The following is a 20,973-nucleotide window of genomic DNA, read 5'->3' on the forward strand; positions in this document are numbered from 1 at the left end:
CAGCATCATTGAGAACGGTCGGTTCCCGGCGTGGGAGGCGGAGATGGCGCGGACGGGCAGCGCGCGCACGGGTGTGATCATTGTCGACGACGACGCGGTGAACCGCCTGGGCATGGCGGCGGTGCTGTCCGAGTCCGAGCAGATCCGCATGATCGCCAGCTTCGACCACGACGAGGCCATGACCGTCACCGACCCGTGGCACGAGGCCGACGTCGTGCTGGTCGACGCGGCCGATCATCGCCGCGAGCACGACCAGTTTCCCGGCGTGGCGGTCGTCGAGCACATCCGGCGGCACGGGTCCGATCGGCTCATCATCATCGCGGTGACCGGGCACTTCTTCGACGACGCCGTGCGCCGCCGGATGCGCGAGGCGCGCGCCGACTTCTTCTACCACCGCGCCGACATGGCCGACCCCGAAGCGCTGCGGAGCGCCGTCCTCCGGCCTCAGGCCGCCCGCTGGCAAATTCCCGGCCCGCGCGACCCTGAGACGCAGTTCCGGCACGGCGTCACCGACCACACGCGCGTCAACCAGGCCGTCGAGTTCGCTGTCCAGAACGCCATCGAGGATCGGCTCGCCGAACGCGCCGATCCGCGGAGCCGCCGCTGGCTGCGATTGCGGGCGGAGTTCAACCACATCGCGCGCCTAACGCCGGTCACCGGTGACGGCCGTCTACCGGACCGTCGGCAGGATCAGCCCTCACTGCCCCAAATCTCCCGCTTCATCGCCTGGGCCATGAAGGTGAAGGAGCCCAGGCCCCGCAGCGAATGATCCCACCGGATACCGGAGAAGAGCCGCCTGCGGACAACCGATTCGGTGACATCGTCGGTTCCGTTGCATCCCCGACCGGTACATGACCGCGGCCGAGCGCGGAGCGCGCCCCGCAGCAGGCCCGCCGGGACTGAACCGGGGTCTGTTGGAGCCGTTCAGGATCAACAGACGTAGGAACGAACCGTCAGGCCTATTATCCCGAAACGCGCACGTGGGAGTGGTACCGCAGGCGGGCTGCTCACTGTTCGGTGCCGCTCTCCGGTGCGAGTGTCAGCAGGGAGTCGCGCTTGATCGCGTCCAGAGAAAGTGTCTTGTAGCCGACCTCCTCGAACAGCACGGTGATCCGGTCGGGTTCGGCGCGCATGACCGTCCCCGGACCCCACGACTTGTGCACCACCTCGGAGTGGACCGGGAATGGACTGTCGACCCGCGTCGTGTCGACCGCCCCCGCGACGCAGTTGTCGCAGTTGTCGCAGGTCTTCGTCGTACGGGGCTCGCCGAAGTACTCCAGCAGATAGCGGCGGCGGCACCCGGTGGTCTCGGCGTAGCCGCGCATCATGTCGATGCGCGAGTCGTCCACCCGGCGGCGGCTCTCGTCCAGCTCCATCGCGTCGGCCGCGGCCTGCTTGGGAGCGGGCCCCCGCTCGGCGTACCGCAGGTCTCCCCGGCCGCTCACCTCCACCGCCTTGGTGTGCTGGAGCAGGTTCACGAGAGAGGTCAGCTTGGACGGGCCGATGCCCAGCGTGTCGCGTACGGCGTGGGGCTTCACGGTGCCGCCGTGCTCGTGGAGCAGGACGGCGAGCCGGAGCAGCATCTCCTCGTCCGGCCGGCCGCCGGCGAAGAACCGGCGCAGGCCGAGGTCCTCCGACCGGTAGTACAGGACCGCGTCGGCCGGCTCGCCGTCGCGGCCGGCCCGGCCGATCTCCTGGTAGTAGGAGTCCGGCGACTCGGGCGGGGCACTGTGCAGGACGTAGCGCACATTCGGCTTGTCGATCCCCATGCCGAAGGCGGAGGTGGCCACGACGACGTCGAGCCCGTCCTCGGAGAACAACGTGTGCACCCGCTCGCGTTCGGACGCCTTCATCCCCGCGTGATAGGCCTCCGCGTGCAGCCCGGCCTCGGTCAGCTCTTTGGCGTACGCCGTGGCGTCGCGGCGTGTCGCGACGTACACCAGGCCGAGCCCGGACCGTCCAGCGGCGTCCGCGACGAGCGCGCGCCTCTTGGTGCTCTCCTCGGCGAACCGGCGGACCCGCAGGGCGATGTTGGGCCGGTCGAAGCCCCGGATGACCTGGTGGACGTCGCGGAGGCCGAGCACCTCCACGATGTCCTCGCGTACGGGCGGCGACGCGGTCGCGGTCAGCGCGATCACCGGGGGGTGGCCGAGGCGTTCGATGACCCGGCCGAGCCCGAGGTAGTCCGGGCGGAAGTCATGCCCCCAGGCCGAGACGCAGTGCGCCTCGTCGATCGCGATCAGCGAGGGTCGCGCCGCGGCGAGCCGGTCCACGACATCGGGCTTGGCGAGCTGCTCGGGGGAGAGGAAGACGTACTCGGCCTTACCGGCCCGGATCTGCTCCAGAGAGGCCTCGCTCGAGCCCGCGCGCTGCGCGGAGTTGACGACGACGGCGCCGCCGGCGTTCCGCTCGGCGAGCGAGAGCATCTGGTCCCGCTGCAGGGCGATCAACGGCGAGATCACGATGGTCGGGCCGTCGAGCAACTGGGCCGGGACCTGATAGGTCGCGGACTTGCCGCTGCCGGTCGGCATGACGACGAGTACGTCGTGCCCCTGCAGGAGGGGCTGCATCGCCTCCGTCTGCCCGGGCCGCAGCCGCCGCCAGTCGAAGACCTCCCTGGCCGTCCGCTGAAGGCGCCGCCGAGCCCCAATCCGGCTCAACCCATTGCGAATCCCCATCCAGCGCCCTCCCTGACGGCACTTGTCGTTCGGTCCCCAGGACCGAGGCTCGATCATCCAACCAGGTCCGTACGACGGCCGGTGCCCGCTTTGCCGGTGTATGTGCGTCTCAGCCGTGCCGCGGCCGTCGGGCCAGATGATGCGAACCGGGACGCCACGCCGACCGGCGTAGGTCACGACGTCGGCGGAGAGCTTGCCCGCACGGGGCGCGCTTGAGGAAGTGGAGCGCAGTCGCCGCGAAACCGTCGTGCTGCCGGATCGCTGACGACCGGCGTCCCGGAGAGTTTTTAACGGAATCCGGGGGGCGGTGTCGGATCGGGGTGGTGGTGTTCGTAGCAGGGGTGAGACCGCCCACCAGGGGCGGCGCCAAGGTAGGGAACCGCGATCATGAAGCTGACGACCATGACTCAGGTCACCATCGATGGAGTGATGCAGGGAAACGGCCACGCGTCGGATGAGGACCGCAGGAACGGATTCGAGCGCGGCGGATGGGCCCGGGGCAAGGGCGACAACGAGACCCACGCGTTCATCAACCAGACCTACCAGCGCGCCGAGGCGTTCCTGTTCGGCCGGCGGACCTACGAGCTGTTCGCCGGCTCATGGGGGACCTTCACGGTCGAGGATGTCCCTGGCTGGGAACCCGTCACGCGGGCATTGAACACACGGCCCAAGTTCGTGGCGTCGACCACGCTCACCGATCCGGCGTGGTCGGACACGACCGTCCTGTCCGGAGACGTCGCGGCCGCCGTCCGAGAGCTGAAGGCCAAGCCGGGGGGTGAGCTGCAGGTGCACGGCAGTGGCATCCTGACCCGGTGGCTGCTGGACAACGATCTGGTCGACGAGATGACTCTGATCACCATCCCGGTGGTCGTCGGCCAGGGCGTGCGGTTGTTCCCGGACGCGGGCCCGGATCTCGCGCTCGACCTCGTCGAGTCGCGCGTCGACTCCAAGGGCGTGACGATCCAGGTCTACCGGCCGGCCGGGCGCCCGCAGTATGCGCCAACGGCTTGAAGTCCCTGACCACCGAACCACGCTGTCCCGACACCACAGGAGAGGATCTTCAGATGCAGTACCTGGTTTCCGTGATCGATGACAAGAGCAATCCCGGCAGCACGGACAGGCAGCCTGCCATCAGCGCGTTCAACGAACGACTGATCGCCGAGGGCTACTGGGTGTTCGCGGGCGGACTCGCCGACACCGACGCGGCCACGGTCATCGACAACCGCGGCGAGCAGGCGGTGTTCAGCGACGGGCCTTTCGTGGAGTCGAAGGAGTACCTCGCCGGCGTCTGGGTGTGGGAGGCCCCCGATCTGGATGTGGCGCTCAAGCTCGCCGCCGAGGCGTCGAAGGTCTGCGATCGGAAGATCGAGGTACGGCCGTTCCAGTGAACGACGTCGACGTCCGCGAGGCGATCACCCAGGCCCACCACGCCGAGTGGGCCCGAGTGATCGCCGCCCTGACCAGGCGCTTCAGTGACCTCGGCATCGCCGAGGAGGCGGCGGCCGAGGCGTTCGCGACCGCCGTCGAGCGGTGGCCGGCCGACGGCGTACCCCCCAACCCCGGCGCCTGGCTGACCACCACCGCCAAACGCAAGGCCATCGACCGGATCCGCCGCGAGAACAAGCGCGACGACAAGCACAAGGAGGCTCAGATGGTGTACGACGACGACCCGCCCGAGCCTGTCGGCGCCATCGACGACGACCGGCTCCGGCTGATCTTCACCTGCTGTCACCCGGCGCTGGCGATGCAGACCCGCGTGGCGCTGACGCTGCGCATGGTCGGCGGTCTGACCGTGCCCGAGATCGCCCGCGCCTTCCTGGTGGCCGAGACCGCCATGGAGCGGCGGATCACCCGCGCGAAGGCCAAGATCAAGGCGACTCGCATCCCCTATCGGGTGCCGTCCGCCGAGGATCTGCCGGCACGCGTGTCCGGCGTGCTCGCCGTCCTGTTCCTGGTGTTCAACGAGGGCTACCTGGCGACCGGCCCCGACACCGATCCCCTACGTCACGACCTGACCGCCGAGGCGATCCGGCTCACCCGCCTGATCCGTGCCCTGATGCCGGGCGACGGTGAGGTGGCCGGGCTGCTGGCGCTGATGCTCCTCACCGAGGCCCGCCGCACCGCCCGGGTCTCGGCCGGCGGCGAACTGGTCCCCCTGGCCGAGCAGGACCGTGGGGCCTGGGACGCGGCGCTGATCGCCGAGGGGCATCGGCTGGTACGCGAACGCCTCGCCGCTGCCGCCACCGGACTCGCTCCGGGCCGCTACCAGATCCTCGCCGCGATCAACGCCGTGCACACCTCCGCCCGCGACATGCGCGACACCGACTGGTCACAGGTCCTCGCCCTCTACGACCAGCTCATCCGCCTCGACACCTCCCCGCTCATCGCCCTCAACCGGGCCATCGCGGTCGCCGAACTCGACGGCCCGGACGTGGCACTGGCAGCCGTCAACCGTCTTGAGGACACGCTGGCCGGCTATCACGCCTACCACGCCACCCGCGCCGACCTCCTACGCCGGCTGGGCCGCAGTCAGGAGTCACGCGCGGCGTACGACAAAGCCATCGAACTGGCGGGCAACACCGCCGAGACCGCCTACCTGACCCGCCGCCGCGACCAGTTGGGGTAGCCGGGATCCCGATCGAACCCGCGCGCGAAGCGGCGGCCGGCCCGGGGCGCCCTGCCGATGCATTCCGCACCTGTCGCGCCGTACCGCGATATACGAGCACCCGCCGATCACCCACGCAACGCACTGGCAGCCACCCGCCGCTTCCTACGCCATGTAGAGACCGTCCTTCATGCGTGGGCCGACGTGCTTGCAGGACCATCCCCGCGTGCGCGGGGATGCTGCATCATCACTGGGCTCGGTATTCCGGCTGACGCGAGTAGGGAGCGGGAACTCTCACGTTCCCGCTCCCTGCGGCCCCGTATGCCCGGCCTGTTCCGTTCCGGGTGGGTCAGGTGAAGTTGACGCCGTTCATGGTGGGCTGGAGTGTGCCCAGGGTGAGGCTGTCGCAGAGCGGTGGCTGGTAGCCGTCGTCGAGGCCGTGGTAGGTGAGCGGGATCCAGGTGCTGTGCCAGGCGACGCCGAGGTCGTCGGTGGTGCCGCCGGGGCAGCCCTTGGTGGTGTGCCACTTGGTTCCGGCGAAGGCCGAGCGTCCGGGCCGTAGCGTGATGGTCATGCCGGGACCGGGGTAGCTCACCTGGGTCGCGGGAATCGCGGTGTAGTTGTTCTGCCCGCCCTTCCCGAGCGGTGTCCAGCCGGCCGGCAGGTAGCAGGTTTCGCTCGACCGGTTGGTGATGGTCAGCGTGGCGGTCGCCTTTTCCGCTGCCATTTCCGCTTCCAGTCCGTTGAGGCCGGGATCTTGAAGCTGCAGATCGGCGTTGAGTTCGGATGCCATGCAGCTCGGCGTGTCGCCCTGACCGGCGTTCGCCGCCGTCGCCTTCCCGTCGTGGGTGCCAGGGGCGGCCGGCGCCGCCTTCGCCGATGAACCCGACGCTGTCGAACCCGACGACGTCGACACCTTGCTGTCGATGTTGCAGCCGGTGAGGGCGAGAGCGACCATCCCGCCACCACAAGCCAGAGCGGCAGTCATACGAAGGCGCTTGAACTGCATGGTTAAAACCTCTCCGGTTGCTTACTGACTCGACTAATAAGTTCGATGTCCGGTAATGCCGTGGAGGTTCGCAGGAAGATCAGAATTCCTTATTTTTTCTGCCGTGACGGATGTCACGCGAACCTGGGAGGCCGGCAAAGCATCTCTATAGGAGAACTGCCCCGGCTCGCATAAATCACGCACTGCCGCCTGGACGGTCGGCTCCATGGCACTGCGGCGCGGGCGACCCACGGTCGTCCACTCCGTGGGAGCCGCTGCCACGAGATCACCGGCTTCCAGCGTTCGAGCCGGTGAAGCATCTCGGCGAGGTCGTAAGCCGGAGAACACACCTTGTGCAGCATGAAAATAGGGTCGGGTCGAAGACCTGTCCTCGGCGGCCTCATCAACGAATACGGGGCCGCATAGACCAATCTGCAAACCTGCGGGTGAACGTACCGATCCTATATTCGTGCGGTACAGGTTGGCCCGCTGATCCTTCGGTCCGGGAATGGTGTGCTCGATCTGCCGTCGTCGCAGTTAGCTCAGGCTGCGTAACCCAATATTCGAGCGGCACATGCCGCGAGCCGCGCGCCGAGGCCGTGACACATCCTTATCTGCAAGCGCCGCCTTCGCGCCGGCCGACGGTCAGTAGCGGATGACGTGGACCGGGCCGTTGAAGCGGAAGCCCTTCCCGGCCCACCCGGCCTTCACCTCGATCCGGCCGTGCGCGCGGAGGGGGATCGCCTTCGTGGAGAGCACCGCGCGCGTGATGGCCTCGCGGTGGCTCTCGCCCACCTTTGAACGGTCGGTGGTCGTGGCGTAGGTGGCGATCGAGGCGCTGGTGGGGTACGCCCGCTTGTCGTACTTCGCGTCCTTCTTCACTTCGACCCACACGGTGCCGCACACGGTGGACCCCATGACGACGAGAGTGCCCCCCTGCCGGCCCTTCGGAGCTCCCATGTCACCGACGACGGGAAACGTCGTCACGACGGTGGCGCGGTACTTGCCCTGCTCGGTCGCGCAGACCCGCGCGTCGCCGCTCACCGGCGGCGCGACCGCCGGGGGCGAGGTCACCTTGGCGGAGCCCCGAGGCGTGTCGTGCGAGCCGGGAGTCACCTTGGCGGAGCGCCGAGGCGTGTCATGTGGACCGGGAGTCACCTTGGCGGAGCGCGCAGGCGTGTCGTGTGGACCGGCGGCCACCTTGGCGGAGCGCGCAGGCGTGACATGCGAGCCGACGGTCACCCTCTCGGCGGCGGAAGCCGTGGCCCGAGGCGTGGGGCGAGAGGGTGCCACGGCGGCCGCGGCGGCGGTGATGCCGCTCGCGACGACCGTCCCGGCGATTAGCGCGGGCAACCGGCGCCGCTTCCTGGTCTCCATCGGGTCGCTCCGGAGTTCGGATGAGCGCACAGCGCACTCATGATCGAAGATCTCATGAGTAAAGATGCTCGGACGGCCGTCAAGGTTGTTTGGATTCTCAGGGTTTTCTCAGGTTTGTGCGGCCGTGCCGAATCGCCCAGGTCAGGCACGTCGTGATCGTCTGCCCTGGCGTGACCATCGGTGAGCACACCGTGGTCGGCCCGGGCTATGCGACCTGTGCGCGGTCACAGAGCAGGCCGCCGAGATGCGTCTGAGCGGTGTCGAGGATGTGGCGCAGGCGTAGTGCGTCAGGGGCCAGTGCGGTGATCAGCGCGGCGGGGGCCGGCCAGCGGCACCAGGACACCCTGCCCGTCGGCCGTGTCGTGTCCCAGCAGTCGGGTCTTGGGCGGTGTTTTCTCGAAGTCGGGGTCGACGATGAGGAGTTGGCCGATGGCGCGGTGGTCGGACAGGATGGCGGGGCCGTCCCAGCCGGGTGCTCTTGGGCCGTATGCGGTCTGGTGGTCCAGGAGGGGGTGGCCGTCGCGGCGGATGGTCAGGCGGGTGATCAGGTGGCCTGGTGGTTCTTCTGCGCGTCCGAGGATCTGCTCTTCGCGTAGTACCAGCCGGGCCGTGGGAGCCAGGTCGACGGTGCAGGATTGCCGCAGGTTGCTGCCGCGGGCGGAGATCAGTGGTTTGGGGAGCCAGTGCAGCCGAGCCCCTTCGCCTGCGGTCAGCCGTACGTCGTAGGTGGCGTGGTCGGGGGTGCTGCCGCGAAGGGCGAGTGTGGCAGCGGCGGTCGTGATGTGCAGGGTGGCGTCGTCGTCGGCGGCGGCTGCGATGCACAGCCGGTCACCGCCGAGGGGTGCGCTCATGGCACCGATGATGCACACGCGCGCCTCGCCGCCACGGGAGCGGAGTCGGCGTAGTTCGAAGGGCCCGTCACCGTGGAGGACGGGCAGGGTCGTGGCACGGCCGGTGGCGGTCGCCTCGATGCGGGCGGTGGCGTGCACGCCGAGGCCGGTGGGTCGGGGTCCTGAGGCTGCCTCGGCTTGCCGGAGCCGGAGTTTCATATTTGCCGGCAACATCATCGAAACCGGCACCGACTCCTACCGCCTCGCCCAGACCCGAGCACGAGCGGAACAAGCAAGCTGACCACACCCACACAACGTGGGGTGGTGACGCAAGTCCCTCTCCAAGAGTGACGGAACTAGCCCGGTCGCGATCGCCTTGGTAACCAACCCCCGAAGTTCCTCTGCGATACCGGTCTCAGCGATGAAGGCTAGGGCGTCCTCGACGTCCAGTGGGACACCGTCGTTGATCAGTCCGACCAGCCAGGTAACGCGTAGCCGACTGGTCTTCAAGGCCGGGATGCCCGGCTGCCAGTGCGCGCGCGCACCACACCGGTTCGCTCCTCGTCGTGTGCCCCGTTCCGGGCACGGTGCTGCCCGCTGTGCCCAGAGTCCGGCAGCACGATGGAACAGCACGCAGAAGCCCCTGGTCCAGACGAGCGGATTGTGGTGATCAACCCGTTTACCAGGGGCGAGGTGCGGCCAGGGGGAGCGCGGTGACGGCGGTGGGAATGGGTCCCTAAGGGGCGCCCAACCAGCCGTGGAAATCAGACTACTGCCACGACCACCACTGGGACGTTTGATTGTTTTCGCAGACGCCGAGCCCGGGGCTCCACATGTACTGGGAGCCGGAGTCGATGCAAATATTAGGGTTGTGCACGTTGCGGAACACTTGGTAGTACCGGCCGTCGATCGGCCCCCCTATCCAAGTCGCGGTGAACTTCTGATAGTCGCCGCCGTTGCACGAGAAAAGGGAAGAACTGTACTGGCCTAGATCGATGCATTTCCCACTGTTGGCTCGAAATTGAATGTATCGGGAATCGTTGGAGATGTTGGTCCAGATCTGCACCGGTGATCCGTTGCAGTTCCAGGCGCTAAGCCAGCCACCACCGGCGTCGAGGCATTGGCCCTTTTTGATGTTGAACATCGCACCGTTTTGATACGACGCGGACGCGGAGGGCGCAAGGCCCACCAGTGTCGCGATGAGCGGCGCAGTCAGAGCTGTAAGCGTAATGATCTTTCTTTTGGGCGTCTGCATTTTGTTCCTTACCTTCCGCATCCACTCGCTGGCTCTCGCGGGTTCTTGGTCTGGTGCCCGTTTACCTCTTCTGGGCGGTTCGGGCCTTGCGCGTGCCCTCGTGCATCGCCGGGCCTCGCCATTGTGTCCAGCGGTCAAGGGAGATGCGATCGTTAAGTCCTCGACTTAAACGATCGCTTGCGGTCTCTCGTTGTCGGCTCGTCCATGGCCTGATCAGGCCAGACCTTTATCGCGCTCGCTCCAAGCCTTCTACGCTGGAGATCGTTCTGATACGTCTTCGGGGGCGTGATGTGACGACGATCAGCTACCCCGCCGTGGACCTGGCCCAGACCAGGTTCGCGCTCTCACCACTCGGCCACCTCGTGCACGGCGTCCACGATTCGGCGTGCAGCCGTGGCTCCTCACTCCGTCGTGCCCGGTGGCACACGAGGGTGTCCGCATCGCTGCAGGCCATGGAGTTTCGTCAGTAGCCCAACGTCACCACAATCATGCCAACCAAGACCAGGCATGGCTCTCGTTCTCACCACCGCTCCAACACCGTTGATCAGCAAGTGGCTCTCCCACCGACCTACACGTGGCTCTCGACTCCACCTTCATAGCCAGTCCGGGAGAACCCCGGTTGGGGATACCGGCGCGGATCGCCAATGGGTTGCGGACATCACGTATGTCGACACCGCTGCCGGGAGCAGTGCAGGCCGCACAGCCCATAGATGGCGGAAAAGACGAGAAGGGTTATGGCCCCAAAATGCCGGCCGAGGAGCTGCTCTTATGGGGTCGCATGAAGGACACCTGATTTAGGTAAGTAGTGCGTAGCCGTTGCGGTGGCCTTGTTGGTGACGCGGTCTACTTCTTGTAGATGTGGATGTTCTTCACGTACATATCGCAGCGGCTGGACATGCCCTTCTGGTGGTAAACGCCAACCTTGAAGTAGTGGTTGGCGCGGCCATGGTCCTGGAAGGTGCCATGGGCGACGCCGTTGACGTAGACGCTTATGTTGCGCGATGCGGTGTCGTGAATGACTTTGAGCCGGAGATATTTGTCGTAGAGAGGGGAGTAGATGGTTGAGTCGCCGTAGTAGGAGAGCCGGTTTGGCATTGCCCATGCCATGAAGGAGGTGGCTCGGTCGGGCGCGCCGAAGATCTGCATGATGGAGGCGCGTGAGCAGCCGGCGGCAACCTTGATGTCCGCCTGGAATTGTGCCTGGCCGGATGTGTAGTCGTTGAAGAAGCGCATTTCGCTGCGCGGGCCGGAGTCGCGACCCGGGTAGGTGCTGGGGTCGGTGCTGATCACCCAGAAATGGTGCTCGCCGTTGCTCAGTGTGTGACGGGTCTTGCCTGGCGGTTGCCAACCCCACCCGCTTCACCATCACCGACGAGGGCCACACCTCCGTGCTGGACGTGGCCGGCGGGGGCACCACCAATGGCAGCCACGTGATCCTCTACCACCCCAACGGCGGCTACAACCAGCAGTGGCGACGGCGCCCGGCCGGGTACGCCGGCAGGTACGACCGGCTCGTCAGCGTCTACGCCGGCAAGTGCATGGACGTCGACAACGGGCCGTGGAGCAGGCTCGGGTCGCGGATGAACGTCTGGACCTGCCATCCCAGGGCCAGCCGGGCCGACACGCAGAACTTCGACATCGAACACCTCGTGCCGTGGTTGCCCAACCTGCACACCGTGTCCAGCGAGGGCACCGGCTTCTCCCTGAACGTCGCCGGTGGCGGCACCGCCGACAACACGCCCATCATCCAGTGGACCCAGGAGTTCAACCGGCCCTACCCGGGCTGGAACGAGTCCTTCTACTTCCACCCCGTCATCAACTTCAAATAGCCTGCCGGCGCACCATCCCGGTGATCCAGGTGGGCGCGTACGAGGACGTGCGGTTCGGGGGAGTCGGGTAGTCCTTGAGCACGCCCAGGCGTTCGCCGATGTCGATCGGTGAGGGTTGTGCCACGGGCGCGGGACCCTGGAGGCGGGTTCCAGGGTCCCTGTATCGCTGCGTCAGGCGGCGGTGCCGGGGCTCCAGCGGTCGAGCGCGGCGTAGGCGGGCTGCCATTTGGTGGTGTAGGCGTCGCGGGCGGGTTCGGGCAGTGGGGCGAGCATCACCGCGGTGGTCTGCTCGGTGGCGCCCTCCAGCAGCCAGGGCAGGAGCCGGGGCGCGTCGGGGCCGATGCGCTGGCCGTGGATCTGGCCGAAGTGCGCCCACTGCTGCGGGGTGGCGAAGGCCTGAATGAGCGGCAGCGCCTGGTCCTCCTCGTGCTTGAGGTGCCCAGTCAGGCCGGTGACCAGGGAGTCGGCCAGATCACCGAGGCGGTCGAACTCGGAGCCGGGATCGGCCGGCAGTGCGTCGATCGCCTCGATGACCTGATCGACGGCGGCGTGCTCGGCCTCCATCGCCTCCAGCAGCGCCAGCTCGTCCGGCCGCTTGGCCAGACTCTGGCGCAACGGGGGCCACAGCGCGTCGTCCTCGGCGGTGTGGTGGACGTGCAGGGACTTTTTGAACAGCTCCCAGCCGACGGCGGTGCGCAGGACGTTCCGAGGGTCGTCGAGGCGGGCGGTGACCCTGGCCAGGTGCTCCAGTTCCCGTCGCAGTGCGTCGTGCATGGCGTACATCGCCGTCATGTCGAGCTTGTCGCTCACGGTCGTTCTCCTTCCGGGTTCGTCGGTTCCCAGTCCGTGGTCCCGGTTCAGGTCCAGGCGGTGCCGGTGGGTTCCTTGATGGAGGCGTTGAGACGGTTGAACATGTTGGTCACCCCGATCAGCATGATCAGCGCGGCGACCTGCTTCTCGTCGTAGTGGTCGGCGACCTGGTCCCACAGCACGTCGTCCACGGCCTCGCCGGAACGGTCGGCCAGCCGGGTGACCGCCTCGGCCAGCGCCAGTGCGGCCCGCTCGGCGTCGTCGAAGAACGGCGCCTCCCGCCACGCGGCGACCGCGGCGATCCGCTCGGTGCTCGTTCCGGCCTTGACCAGGTTGGCATTGTGGGCGTACACGCACGCCGAGCAGCCGTTGATCTGGCTGGCGCGCAGTCCCACGATCTCCTGCAGTTCCTGGGAGATGCCGCCGGCGTTGATGGCCTTGAAGATCGCTGCGATCCCCTTCATCCCGTCGGGCAGCACGAAGGCGGGGTTGGTCATCCGCGCTTGCATGATCGATTCCTTTCGCAGGGGTGATCGGCCGGTTGTTCGGCCGGTTCGGCCGTCACATCGGCACGCTCGGATCCGTCAACACGGGTGACGGACCGCCGGTGTGACCAGCACCAACCCTCGCTCTGGAGCCTGGCGTGGATCAACGTAAAATCCGCGCACGTGCCGATAACGCACGGGTTATGACCGCAAGGAGAACGCCGGTGGAGCTGCGGGACATCGAAATCTTCCTGACCCTGGCCGAGGAGCTGCACTTCGGCCGGACCGCCGCCCGCCTGCACGTGTCCCAGGCGCGCGTCAGCCAGGCGATCAGTCAACAGGAGCGCCGCCTGGGCGGGGCGTTGTTCGACCGCTCCAACCGCCGCCAGATCCGCCTCACCTCGCTGGGCCAACAGCTCCGCGACGACCTGCGCCCGGTCTACGCGGGGTTGCGCGACAGCCTGGAACGCGCCCGCCAAGCCGCCCAGGGCATCACCGCCACCCTGCGCGTCGGCATGATCCCCGGGAACGCCCACGACCTGCGGGCCTACTGGCAGACGTTCCGGTCCCACCATCCGCAGTGGGAACTGCGGATCCGCCACGCGCCCTTCGTTGACCCGTTCGCCGGACTCCGCACCGGCGAAGTCGACGCCCTGGTCACATGGCTCCCGGTCGAGGAGCCCGACCTCACCGTCGGTCCGGTCCTGTTCACCGACCCCCGAGTGCTGGCCGTGGCCGCAGACCACGAACTGGCCACACGCTCCTCCGCCTCACTGGAGATGCTCGCCGACTTCCAGCACACCACCTCGCCGCGAGTCCCCGACTACTGGGCCGACAGCTTCATCCCCCCGCACACTCCCAGCGGCCACATGATCGTGCGCGGCCCACTCGCCACCAACACGGACGAGCTGTTCACCTTCGTCAGCACCGGTGAAGCCGTCAACGCCTTCCCCGCGCACACCCCCCGCTACTGGTCCCGTCCCGACATCGCGTGGCTGCCCTTCCGCGACCTCGGCCCACTGACCTACGGCATGGTGTGGCGGTCCGAAACCGAGAACGACCCCATCCGAGCGCTCGCCCGGATAGTGGAGGACCTCGGGCCGCTGCACCCCGACGGCGCTTGAACGGGAAGCCCTTGGAGCTGCGCGAAAAGCTCCCTTCAACGGAGCCACACCCTGCGGTGATGGTTCCGGGGCACCCGTCTGCCCGTCCCACCTATCCCGGAGTGGCGAGACTCTGAAGTCATTGAGTCTTTCCCGACCTGGCTATGGGCAGGGCGGGTTGGAGGAGGGTCGCGCGCCCTTTAGCTGATCCGGGCTGGTTGTCGGCATGGCCGCAATGCCTGCCTCCAGGTCCCTGCGGATCGGGCTGTCGGGGTGCATGCGAAATTTGTCGGCAATGGCGAGCGCGTTCCGGTAGTGGTCGCGTGCGCGCTCGATGTCGCCGACCTGCCGATAGGTGTCGCCGAGCGCTGTCAGAGCAGTGGCTTCGTAGTGAGGACCGTTGTCCTTGGCGATCTCGAGACCCTGCTGGATCGTCGCCAGGCCGCGCTCGGGGTTTCCGGATCCGGCGTAAGCACGACCGATCAGGACCAGGACCTCAGCTTCGTTATTGCGCTTCTTGAGTTCTCGGGACAGCTCAAGTGCTTCGGTGAGAACTGTCAGCGCAGAAGCGAAATCACCGAGGTGAACGTAAGCCTGGCCCAGGTGGTCGACCGCGGTGGCATGACAGCTGCGGTGGCCGTTCTCTTGGGTGATCGCGATCGCCTCTCCCAGCACGTCGATCGCCTCGGCCGGTCGGCCTAGTTCAACGAGGATTCCACCCATGTTCGTAAGAACGACACCTTCTCGCCAGCCGTCGCCGCGCTGCCGCGTGATGGCAAGCGCCTGCTGGGACGCCGTCAACGCTGCGGAGAGATCGCCCTGGTCATAGTGGAGGACTGCCAGGTTCACCAGCGCTACCGACACGCCCTGCTGGTCGTCGATCTCACTGTAGATCGCCGCGGCCCTTTCAAGAAGGTCGAGCGCTTCAGTGTAGTGGCCCAGGTTGTGGTGGGAGATGCCGAGCTGGTTGAGGATCCGCGCCCGCCGTTGTGTGTCGTCCGCAGGTACCATCGCCAGCGCCGCCGTGTTCAGGTGCAGCAAATCGCTGAGTCGACTCGTGTTCTTCAGATATTCCCACAACAAGATGGACATCGGCACCGGATCGGCCACGCCGGCGACGGCGAGGCCGATGATATTGCGGTGCTCGGCGTCAAGCCAGGACTGCGCGTCGGTGGTCCCAATGAACGCCGGCGGTGGTGTCGGCGACTGCGGGATTTCGATTCTTCGATGCTTCTCGTGTGGATACAGCGCATCCATCGCCGCTGCCGTAGCCGCCAGGTAGTACATACCGAGTCGGTACTCTGCGGCCCGGCGCTCGCCACCGGATACGCCACCGTCGATCGTCTCGGCGAACTCCGCGGCGAACAGGCGCAGAAGGTCATGCAGCTCATACCGCCCCGCCCCCCTATGTTCCAGCAGGTACTCATCGACGAGGCGCTCCAGTATGGATTCGGCCTCGGCCGGCGCCAGATCGGCAGCCGCAGCCATGGCCGCAGCGGTGAAGCTTGAGCCAGGGAACAGCGCCGCCCAGCAGAACACCCGCTGAGCGGCCTTCGGGAGCGCGCGAATGGACACGCCGAACAGGGACCGGACGCTTTGCCTACCGACGCCGACGCCGGTCGACCCCACCGCGTCGAGGCCGGCCGACTCCAGCCGGCCGACGAGGTCGGCGAGCCGCCAGGTGGACCGCCGCCGCAGTTGGCCGCCTGCAAGCGCCACGGCCAGCGGCAGGTAGCCGCACAACCTGACAACTGCCGCGGCAGCCTGCGGCTCGGCCGTCACCCGGGCCTCCCCGACAATCTGGGCAAGCAGCTCCAACGCCTCGTCCTCGCGAAACAATCCGAGCTGGCACACAACGGCGTCGGCCAGCCCTGTCAGGCTCCGCCGGCTGGTGATCAATACCAGGCACGACGGACTCGCCGGTATCAGGTCCCTGACCTGATCCTCACCGGCGGCATTGTCCAGCACGATCAGCGCGTTCATGCCATGCAAGCGGTTCCGGAACATCGCCGAGCGATCGTCGAGGCTGTCCGGTATCGTCTGAGCCGGAACGCCGAGTTGCCGCAGGAAGGCGTCCAGCACCACGGCCGGATCCGCTGGCGGGTGATCCGGATCAAAACCGCGCAAATTAACGAACAACTGCACGTCAGTGAACCGGCCCGCGCGGACCAACTCATGTGCGGCGCGGACCGCGAGCCGGGTCTTCCCGACGCCGGCCATGCCCTCGATCGCCGACACCACCACCGTCTGCGCCGACCCCGGCCTTTCGCCGATCGCTGCGAAAAGGTCTCGAAGTTCCTGCCCACGGCCGGTGAAGGTGGGGAGGTCGGCGGGGAGTTGCCGAAATACTTCCCTAGGGCCGCCGGCCCGCGCGTCCCGCTGAATGCGCAAGTACGCCTGGCGCCAGCGCTCGACGGTCGGTTCGTCCAATCCCAGTGCCCGGACGATCGCCACGACCAGGTCCAGGTCAAGGCGGCGGCGGCCGGCCTTGAACACGTCCACGACCGTGGAGACTGAGACGACCTTCGGTGGCCGCATGAGTGGCCCGACCTGCTTGGCCAGCGTCCGGTAGGACGGCATCCCCGCCCACACGCGCAACTCCCCGAGCAGGCCGATGAACTCGGTCAAATCAGTAACCCCGCGCGGATCCGGAACTGTCCCCCGCCGCTCGTCCACGACGCCTCCCCGCTCGTGAAGCGATGCTCCCGATAGGCAGATTCTAGGAGCGGGGGTGTTCGGGTTCGTACGGGAAACGTGATTCCTTTCAGGAGGCCCGGACACCCTGGTCCTACTGCTTCATGCAAGACGGGTCCAAACGGCAGCCCACGGGGGACGGCCGGAAGTCTCTGACCAGCCGTGCAAGTCCGGACATACCACGGGAGATCTGAAGACTCGCTCAACCTGAGCGGTCTCTGGCCGCCGCCGCTGGCATAGCGGTAGCCGCAGGACCGCCAGGAAGGGACATCGGAGTAAAGACCGCCGCCTACCGTGCAACTCTCGCCGCCGCAATAACCAGAGCGATGCTGACCACCCCTAGGACAAGGAGCACATGATGCGTTTCAGCAAGGCCGCCGCCCTCGCAGGGCAGCCGCGACGATAGGGACAGCGATCGCGATCGCCGCGCCCGTTAGCAGCGCCCTGGCTGCTGACGCCCCAGATAGCGCGAACGCCGTACAGGGCGTCCCTCTCAGGTGGGATCCGCCGGATCCGAAGGCTCCCTCTGTGGCCGCTGACGCCCTAGGTAGCGCGAACGCCGTGCAGGGCGTCCTGCAGCCCAGCGCGACCGCGGTGCAGTTCGTACAGCCGGACGCGACTGCCATCGAATACGGCCTGTAGGGCCGGGCTACAGCAAATGTCAATCCAACTGCTCGCCGCCAGCGGAAACCGCACCCGATAAGTCGCCGCCTACGGCGGATGGCAGTCGGCCTGACACCCGTCATTCGACTCGCCTCTGGCGAACCCGAACCGGGACTACGCCGTCCAGACCAGATCCTCGGAACCATCGACGACCGCTACGACGTCGACAGACGCCCAGAGTTCACGACTCACGATCAACAGCTGAACCAATGGCTGCCCTCCCAAACCCTTTGGAGACAACATGAAGACCAAGTATCGGGTGGCCGCGAGTGTCGCCGCGCTCCTGTTCCCGCTCGTTTCGGCGACTGCCGCGCATGCCAACACCTACCAATACAACGTGCGGATCGTGAACCTGCAGACCGGCAACTGCCTGGACGCGGGAACCTCCCAGGTCCACACACAGGCATGCAACGGCGGCGACTACCAGCGCTGGAACGTCACCTCCTATGACAGCGACGTCAACAACTACTACGGCCGCGTCCAGATCCAAAGCGTTCACGACAAGCGCTGCTTGCGCATGTACCACTCAGGCGGCGGGATCGCGGTCGTCGTCGGCTCATGCGACTCCCGCGCGGTGGAGGACCAATGGCACATCACCTGGGTCGGCAACCACGCACAGAACCCCAACAACAGCTGGCAATTCTTCAACGTGGGCGGCACCGGCGCCAACCCGTGGGCCGCCACCTGCCTGGACAGCGGCCAGTCCCGGCTGGCCTTCCAGTACAACCCGAACCAGGGCCTGGCCTGGTGCCCCGACGCCCTCAACAGGTACCAGATCTGGGCGATGACCTCCTAACAGCACGCAGGGCCAGCAGAACATGAGTCCATTCCGCGACACCGGGTTTGAGAAGAAGGGCGTTCGCTCCGCTTCCCTCACCGTCGTTGCCGCCTCTCCGGCCATGCCCGCACAGGGACGATCCGGCTGACCGGCATAGCGCCGGCGGCCGGATACCGGATCGGCCTGCAAAGCGGCGATTCCCACGTCGTGGTCCCCCCCGGACGTCACTGTCCCACCGACCGTGACCGTTCCCGCCGGCCAGACCACCGCCACGTTCCCCATGGCCGTCGGAACGCTCACGAGGCTCGAATTCGTCACCGTCACCGCGACGCTCGGCGACGAAACCCTGACCGGCGACCTCCCAGCAGGCCTGAACGCCTCCGTCCTCATCAGCCTCGCCTCCCCGACCGGAGCCCCGATCGTCCCCGGGCAACCGGTCGACGGCAGAGTGAGGCCGATCGGCGGCACGGCGCCGGCCAGCCCACTATCGATGCGGCCTACATCGCATGGCATGACAAGCAGGTCTTCAAGGCAGGTCGCAAGGCGGCCCAGGAATCGGCCTGCTCAGCCATGACCCACGCCGAGTAGACGCTCGCGGCTCAGAGCGCGTTGTACGAGCCGAATCGGCGGACCGGCACGGAGGTGAATCGCGCGGCCGTGGTGACGATGTCATCCGCGGTGTTCTCGAGAAGGAGATCAGTCACAGAGATCGGTGTTCCGTAGACGTCCCAGCTGCGACGGAGCCGCTTCTGCGCGGAGGCGGGAAACCGCGCCACGACCGCCTCGGGATCATTGACGAGGAAGGCCACCACCTTGCGCTGTGCGGCGCGGTTGCCACCACCCCGGACGGGTGAGAGACGGATCTCGGTGACCTCCGACCAGACGACCCCGCCTCCCAGGGAAGGGAACACGACGCCTTTCGCGTCGAGTACGACCGGCGCTTCCCACGGCCGGATCCGGCGGATCACCTGGAAGACGCTCCAGCCGATGACGAAGAGGAAGGCACAGGTAAGGAGAGCCGCCATGACCCTCTCATCCGGCTCGGACCAGACGATGAGCTCGACCAACGCGAGGACGGCGCCCACGGTGCCGTACGCCCGCAGCAGCTTCCGTGAGGAGAAGCGGAAGGCGACGGGTTGCTCCGCGGCCACCGGCCCGGACCCCGGAAGCGAAGACTCAGCCGGCGTCGGGAACGGTGGCGGTGGTGGGGCCGGTGTCTCCGTCGCCCAGAGCCGGGAGGCGTTGACGTTCTCCATCCGGACCAGCTGGATGAACCGCCGCCGGAACCAGGACCGGAGCGCGGTGAAAGAAAGGATTACCAGCGCCAGGTAGAGCACTGCTCCCAACGGTCGTTGCAAGACGGCCCCTCCGGTGGCGACCTCCACGACCGTCAGGATGGCCACAACGCAGAACGCCAGGATCAGGGTCGGCCACAGCCGTCGTCGGTACGAGCGCGCCAGCAGCGTACGGGAATAGCCGACAGCGATCACCGCGACGGTGGGATTCGGATGAGGCTCGCCATCACGTAGTCGCCGTCGGGTCTCTCGATCGAGTTCTCGCCACGCGTCGATCGCCGGCCCGCCACTCGGCATCGGGGGCATCTCGGTAATTGGATCCACAACGCTTCCCTCTAACGGTCGATCGAGCCGGACGCGCCAGTCTGGCGCTGATGGCCTATGCCGGTAAAGAGCGGGCAGCCGATGACGACCGTCAGGTAGGCGGTGACTCCGCGCATGGCGCCGCCAGCCTCGCCCTGCAGGCGGGCAAGTGGTACAGCGAGGACCACATCCTCGGCACCTTGTACGCCCACAAGTCCAAGACCCTGCAGTTCAAAATCGCTTTTCACAAGGGCGACCCGACGGGCACCTACTTCGGTACCGCAATGATCGGCGCACGCCAGACGTGCGGCGTCGAGCTGCTGGCGGTGGCCTGCAACCTAGGACCCGCCTACCGGCCATGACCACCAACGATTCCGAGTGAACGATAAGAGGACACGTCCCTGCGCCACTCAACGGTGCAGGGCGTGTGTCGTTATATGCCCGGCTCGTCCGAGGCTGGGGGTGCTCGGCTGGATCGGCCGGGCACATCGGCGTCGGCGTTGACCTGCCAAGGCCGGCGAACCGGTCGTCACGTGGTCAACGACGACGGCGGCAGCTCCCGACAGACCCGCTGGTGTTTCTACCGGCTATTCGCGAACGAATCCCAGCTGAACGATCTTTCGCGCTGCTGCGGCGGCTGAGACGACGTCACACCAAACCATTCGAGTTCGAAGCAGTAGATTACTGTTATGCCTGATTCACCGCCGTCGCTCGACCCGGTGCAGCTCGGCGCCTACTTCGCCCTCATCGAGGTGACGAGCCTGCTTCGGCACGCGGTCGAGCAACAGCTGCGCGAGGCCGGCGATCTCAGCTATGTGCAGTTCCAGCTGCTGGCGCGTCTCGGAGACTCGCCGACGGGCAGCCATCGCATGACCGACCTGGCCGACGGCGTCGTCTACAGCCGCAGCGGTCTGACCTACCAGGCAGGTCTGCTCGAGAAGGCGGGCCTGGTCGTGCGCGCCCCCTCTCCGGATGACGAGCGGGGCATCACGGTCACCATCACCGATGCTGGACGCGCGCTGCTCGCGAAGGTGATGCCCGGTCACATTGAGGTCGTCAGCGGCCTGCTCTTCGAGCCGCTCTCGCGCGACGACGTCAAGGACCTCGCCGGCCTGCTGGCGCCGGTGCGAGACCACATGCGCTCGACGCCGCCTCGCTCGGCAGCGCCTCGCCGCCGCAAAGGCGGAGCGTGACGACGTGGTTCATTCCACGCGTAGGAGGGCCGTAGCGCGTCCGCGGCGGCCGGCCTGCGCGGTGCACCCGCCTCGCTCGCATGCACC

The 20,973-nt window shown here is 67.1% G+C and carries 20 protein-coding genes; 9 read left to right on the plus strand and 11 right to left on the minus strand.

Going from position 1 to position 20,973, the window contains the following annotated elements; translation table 11 throughout:
* Window positions 1-43: 43 nt before the first annotated feature.
* Window positions 44-769, plus strand: a complete 726-nt coding sequence (locus AB0I04_RS43965) for a hypothetical protein (protein WP_360898773.1) — start codon at window positions 44-46, stop codon at window positions 767-769.
* Between the two features lie 238 nt (window positions 770-1,007).
* Here AB0I04_RS43965 and AB0I04_RS43970 read toward each other — a convergent pair whose 3' ends face one another.
* Entirely contained in the window at window positions 1,008-2,678 is a 1,671-nt protein-coding gene (locus AB0I04_RS43970) for a RecQ family ATP-dependent DNA helicase (RefSeq protein ID WP_360898775.1), read from the minus strand.
* A 387-nt stretch (window positions 2,679-3,065) separates the two neighbouring features.
* On the opposite strand from AB0I04_RS43970, the gene AB0I04_RS43975 reads away from it, so the two are divergent.
* Genes AB0I04_RS43975 through AB0I04_RS43985 form a run of 3 tightly spaced genes read left to right on the plus strand, consistent with a single transcriptional unit; the run spans window position 3,066 to window position 5,304 of the window.
* Window positions 3,066-3,689 (plus strand): dihydrofolate reductase family protein, encoded by a 624-nt coding sequence (locus AB0I04_RS43975; RefSeq protein WP_360898777.1) that lies wholly within the window; start codon window positions 3,066-3,068, stop codon window positions 3,687-3,689.
* A 53-nt stretch (window positions 3,690-3,742) separates the two neighbouring features.
* Window positions 3,743-4,066 (plus strand): YciI family protein, encoded by a 324-nt coding sequence (locus AB0I04_RS43980; RefSeq protein WP_345434299.1) that lies wholly within the window; start codon window positions 3,743-3,745, stop codon window positions 4,064-4,066.
* The gene (locus AB0I04_RS43985; protein WP_360898779.1) at window positions 4,063-5,304 is read left to right on the plus strand and encodes a DUF6596 domain-containing protein; all 1,242 of its coding nucleotides are present in this window, start codon (window positions 4,063-4,065) and stop codon (window positions 5,302-5,304) included. Before AB0I04_RS43980 ends, AB0I04_RS43985 begins: the two co-directional genes overlap by 4 nt.
* A gap of 328 nt (window positions 5,305-5,632) precedes the next feature.
* Here the strand turns inward: AB0I04_RS43985 and AB0I04_RS43990 are convergent, their stop codons facing one another.
* The 5 genes from AB0I04_RS43990 to AB0I04_RS44010 form a co-directional block, all read right to left on the minus strand.
* Entirely contained in the window at window positions 5,633-6,241 is a 609-nt protein-coding gene (locus AB0I04_RS43990; protein ID WP_360898781.1) for a DUF4232 domain-containing protein, read from the minus strand.
* Between the two features lie 675 nt (window positions 6,242-6,916).
* Window positions 6,917-7,648, minus strand: a complete 732-nt coding sequence (locus AB0I04_RS43995; protein ID WP_360898783.1) for a hypothetical protein — start codon at window positions 7,646-7,648, stop codon at window positions 6,917-6,919.
* 287 nt (window positions 7,649-7,935) lie between these two features.
* Entirely contained in the window at window positions 7,936-8,697 is a 762-nt protein-coding gene (locus AB0I04_RS44000; protein ID WP_360898785.1) for an urease accessory protein UreD, read from the minus strand.
* A 550-nt stretch (window positions 8,698-9,247) separates the two neighbouring features.
* Window positions 9,248-9,733, minus strand: coding sequence for a hypothetical protein (locus AB0I04_RS44005; RefSeq protein ID WP_360898787.1), 486 nt, complete (start codon window positions 9,731-9,733; stop codon window positions 9,248-9,250).
* 843 nt (window positions 9,734-10,576) lie between these two features.
* Window positions 10,577-11,023, minus strand: a complete 447-nt coding sequence (locus tag AB0I04_RS44010; RefSeq protein WP_360898789.1) for a polysaccharide lyase family 7 protein — start codon at window positions 11,021-11,023, stop codon at window positions 10,577-10,579.
* 26 nt (window positions 11,024-11,049) lie between these two features.
* Here AB0I04_RS44010 and AB0I04_RS44015 point away from each other — a divergent pair, with 26 nt between their 5' ends.
* Window positions 11,050-11,562 (plus strand): RICIN domain-containing protein, encoded by a 513-nt coding sequence (locus tag AB0I04_RS44015; protein ID WP_360898791.1) that lies wholly within the window; start codon window positions 11,050-11,052, stop codon window positions 11,560-11,562.
* On the opposite strand, the gene AB0I04_RS44020 is transcribed toward AB0I04_RS44015, so the two are convergent.
* The 3 genes from AB0I04_RS44020 to AB0I04_RS44030 are packed head-to-tail and all read right to left on the minus strand — an operon-like array spanning window position 11,555 to window position 12,881.
* Window positions 11,555-11,686, minus strand: coding sequence for a hypothetical protein (locus AB0I04_RS44020; protein WP_360898793.1), 132 nt, complete (start codon window positions 11,684-11,686; stop codon window positions 11,555-11,557). The two genes, AB0I04_RS44015 and AB0I04_RS44020, sit on opposite strands and share 8 nt — an antisense overlap.
* Window positions 11,687-11,733: 47 nt before the next feature.
* Window positions 11,734-12,372 (minus strand): hemerythrin domain-containing protein, encoded by a 639-nt coding sequence (locus AB0I04_RS44025; RefSeq protein WP_360898795.1) that lies wholly within the window; start codon window positions 12,370-12,372, stop codon window positions 11,734-11,736.
* A 47-nt stretch (window positions 12,373-12,419) separates the two neighbouring features.
* Window positions 12,420-12,881: a carboxymuconolactone decarboxylase family protein gene (locus AB0I04_RS44030; RefSeq protein WP_360898797.1), complete on the minus strand. Its 462-nt coding sequence runs from the start codon at window positions 12,879-12,881 to the stop codon at window positions 12,420-12,422.
* Between the two features lie 200 nt (window positions 12,882-13,081).
* Between AB0I04_RS44030 and AB0I04_RS44035 the strand changes: the two genes are divergently transcribed.
* A complete protein-coding gene (locus tag AB0I04_RS44035; protein ID WP_360898799.1) occupies window positions 13,082-13,981 on the plus strand; it encodes a LysR family transcriptional regulator in 900 nt (299 codons plus the stop codon).
* A gap of 141 nt (window positions 13,982-14,122) precedes the next feature.
* On the opposite strand, the gene AB0I04_RS44040 is transcribed toward AB0I04_RS44035, so the two are convergent.
* On the minus strand, window positions 14,123-16,588 hold the full coding sequence (locus tag AB0I04_RS44040; protein ID WP_360898802.1) for a tetratricopeptide repeat protein: 2,466 nt from the start codon (window positions 16,586-16,588) through the stop codon (window positions 14,123-14,125).
* Window positions 16,589-17,558: 970 nt separating this feature from the next.
* Between AB0I04_RS44040 and AB0I04_RS44045 the strand changes: the two genes are divergently transcribed.
* Window positions 17,559-18,113 (plus strand): ricin-type beta-trefoil lectin domain protein, encoded by a 555-nt coding sequence (locus AB0I04_RS44045; RefSeq protein WP_360898805.1) that lies wholly within the window; start codon window positions 17,559-17,561, stop codon window positions 18,111-18,113.
* Window positions 18,114-18,694: 581 nt separating this feature from the next.
* Here AB0I04_RS44045 and AB0I04_RS44050 read toward each other — a convergent pair.
* The gene (locus tag AB0I04_RS44050; RefSeq protein ID WP_360898808.1) at window positions 18,695-19,585 is read right to left on the minus strand and encodes a hypothetical protein; all 891 of its coding nucleotides are present in this window, start codon (window positions 19,583-19,585) and stop codon (window positions 18,695-18,697) included.
* Between the two features lie 179 nt (window positions 19,586-19,764).
* On the opposite strand from AB0I04_RS44050, the gene AB0I04_RS44055 reads away from it, so the two are divergent.
* Together AB0I04_RS44055 and AB0I04_RS44060 are read left to right on the plus strand one after the other, a co-directional pair.
* Entirely contained in the window at window positions 19,765-20,055 is a 291-nt protein-coding gene (locus AB0I04_RS44055) for a hypothetical protein (RefSeq protein ID WP_360898811.1), read from the plus strand.
* Between the two features lie 327 nt (window positions 20,056-20,382).
* Entirely contained in the window at window positions 20,383-20,886 is a 504-nt protein-coding gene (locus tag AB0I04_RS44060) for a MarR family winged helix-turn-helix transcriptional regulator (RefSeq protein ID WP_360898814.1), read from the plus strand.
* Window positions 20,887-20,973 lie beyond the last annotated feature (87 nt).

Source organism: Actinoallomurus sp. NPDC050550 (assembly GCF_040655075.1).
GTDB lineage: Bacteria > Actinomycetota > Actinomycetes > Streptosporangiales > Streptosporangiaceae > Actinoallomurus.

Coding starts and splice junctions, on each gene's coding strand:
- AB0I04_RS44060 (WP_360898814.1), top strand. CDS start 20,383: ATGCCTGATTCACCGCCGTCGCTCGACCCGGTGCAGCTCGGCGCCTAC.
- AB0I04_RS43980 (WP_345434299.1), top strand. CDS start 3,743: ATGCAGTACCTGGTTTCCGTGATCGATGACAAGAGCAATCCCGGCAGC.
- AB0I04_RS44005 (WP_360898787.1), bottom strand. CDS start 9,733: ATGCAGACGCCCAAAAGAAAGATCATTACGCTTACAGCTCTGACTGCG.
- AB0I04_RS43995 (WP_360898783.1), bottom strand. CDS start 7,648: ATGGAGACCAGGAAGCGGCGCCGGTTGCCCGCGCTAATCGCCGGGACG.
- AB0I04_RS44030 (WP_360898797.1), bottom strand. CDS start 12,881: ATGCAAGCGCGGATGACCAACCCCGCCTTCGTGCTGCCCGACGGGATG.
- AB0I04_RS44045 (WP_360898805.1), top strand. CDS start 17,559: ATGAAGACCAAGTATCGGGTGGCCGCGAGTGTCGCCGCGCTCCTGTTC.
- AB0I04_RS43990 (WP_360898781.1), bottom strand. CDS start 6,241: ATGGTCGCTCTCGCCCTCACCGGCTGCAACATCGACAGCAAGGTGTCG.
- AB0I04_RS44000 (WP_360898785.1), bottom strand. CDS start 8,697: ATGAAACTCCGGCTCCGGCAAGCCGAGGCAGCCTCAGGACCCCGACCC.
- AB0I04_RS43970 (WP_360898775.1), bottom strand. CDS start 2,678: ATGGGGATTCGCAATGGGTTGAGCCGGATTGGGGCTCGGCGGCGCCTT.
- AB0I04_RS44055 (WP_360898811.1), top strand. CDS start 19,765: ATGGCCTATGCCGGTAAAGAGCGGGCAGCCGATGACGACCGTCAGGTA.
- AB0I04_RS43965 (WP_360898773.1), top strand. CDS start 44: ATGGCGCGGACGGGCAGCGCGCGCACGGGTGTGATCATTGTCGACGAC.
- AB0I04_RS43975 (WP_360898777.1), top strand. CDS start 3,066: ATGAAGCTGACGACCATGACTCAGGTCACCATCGATGGAGTGATGCAG.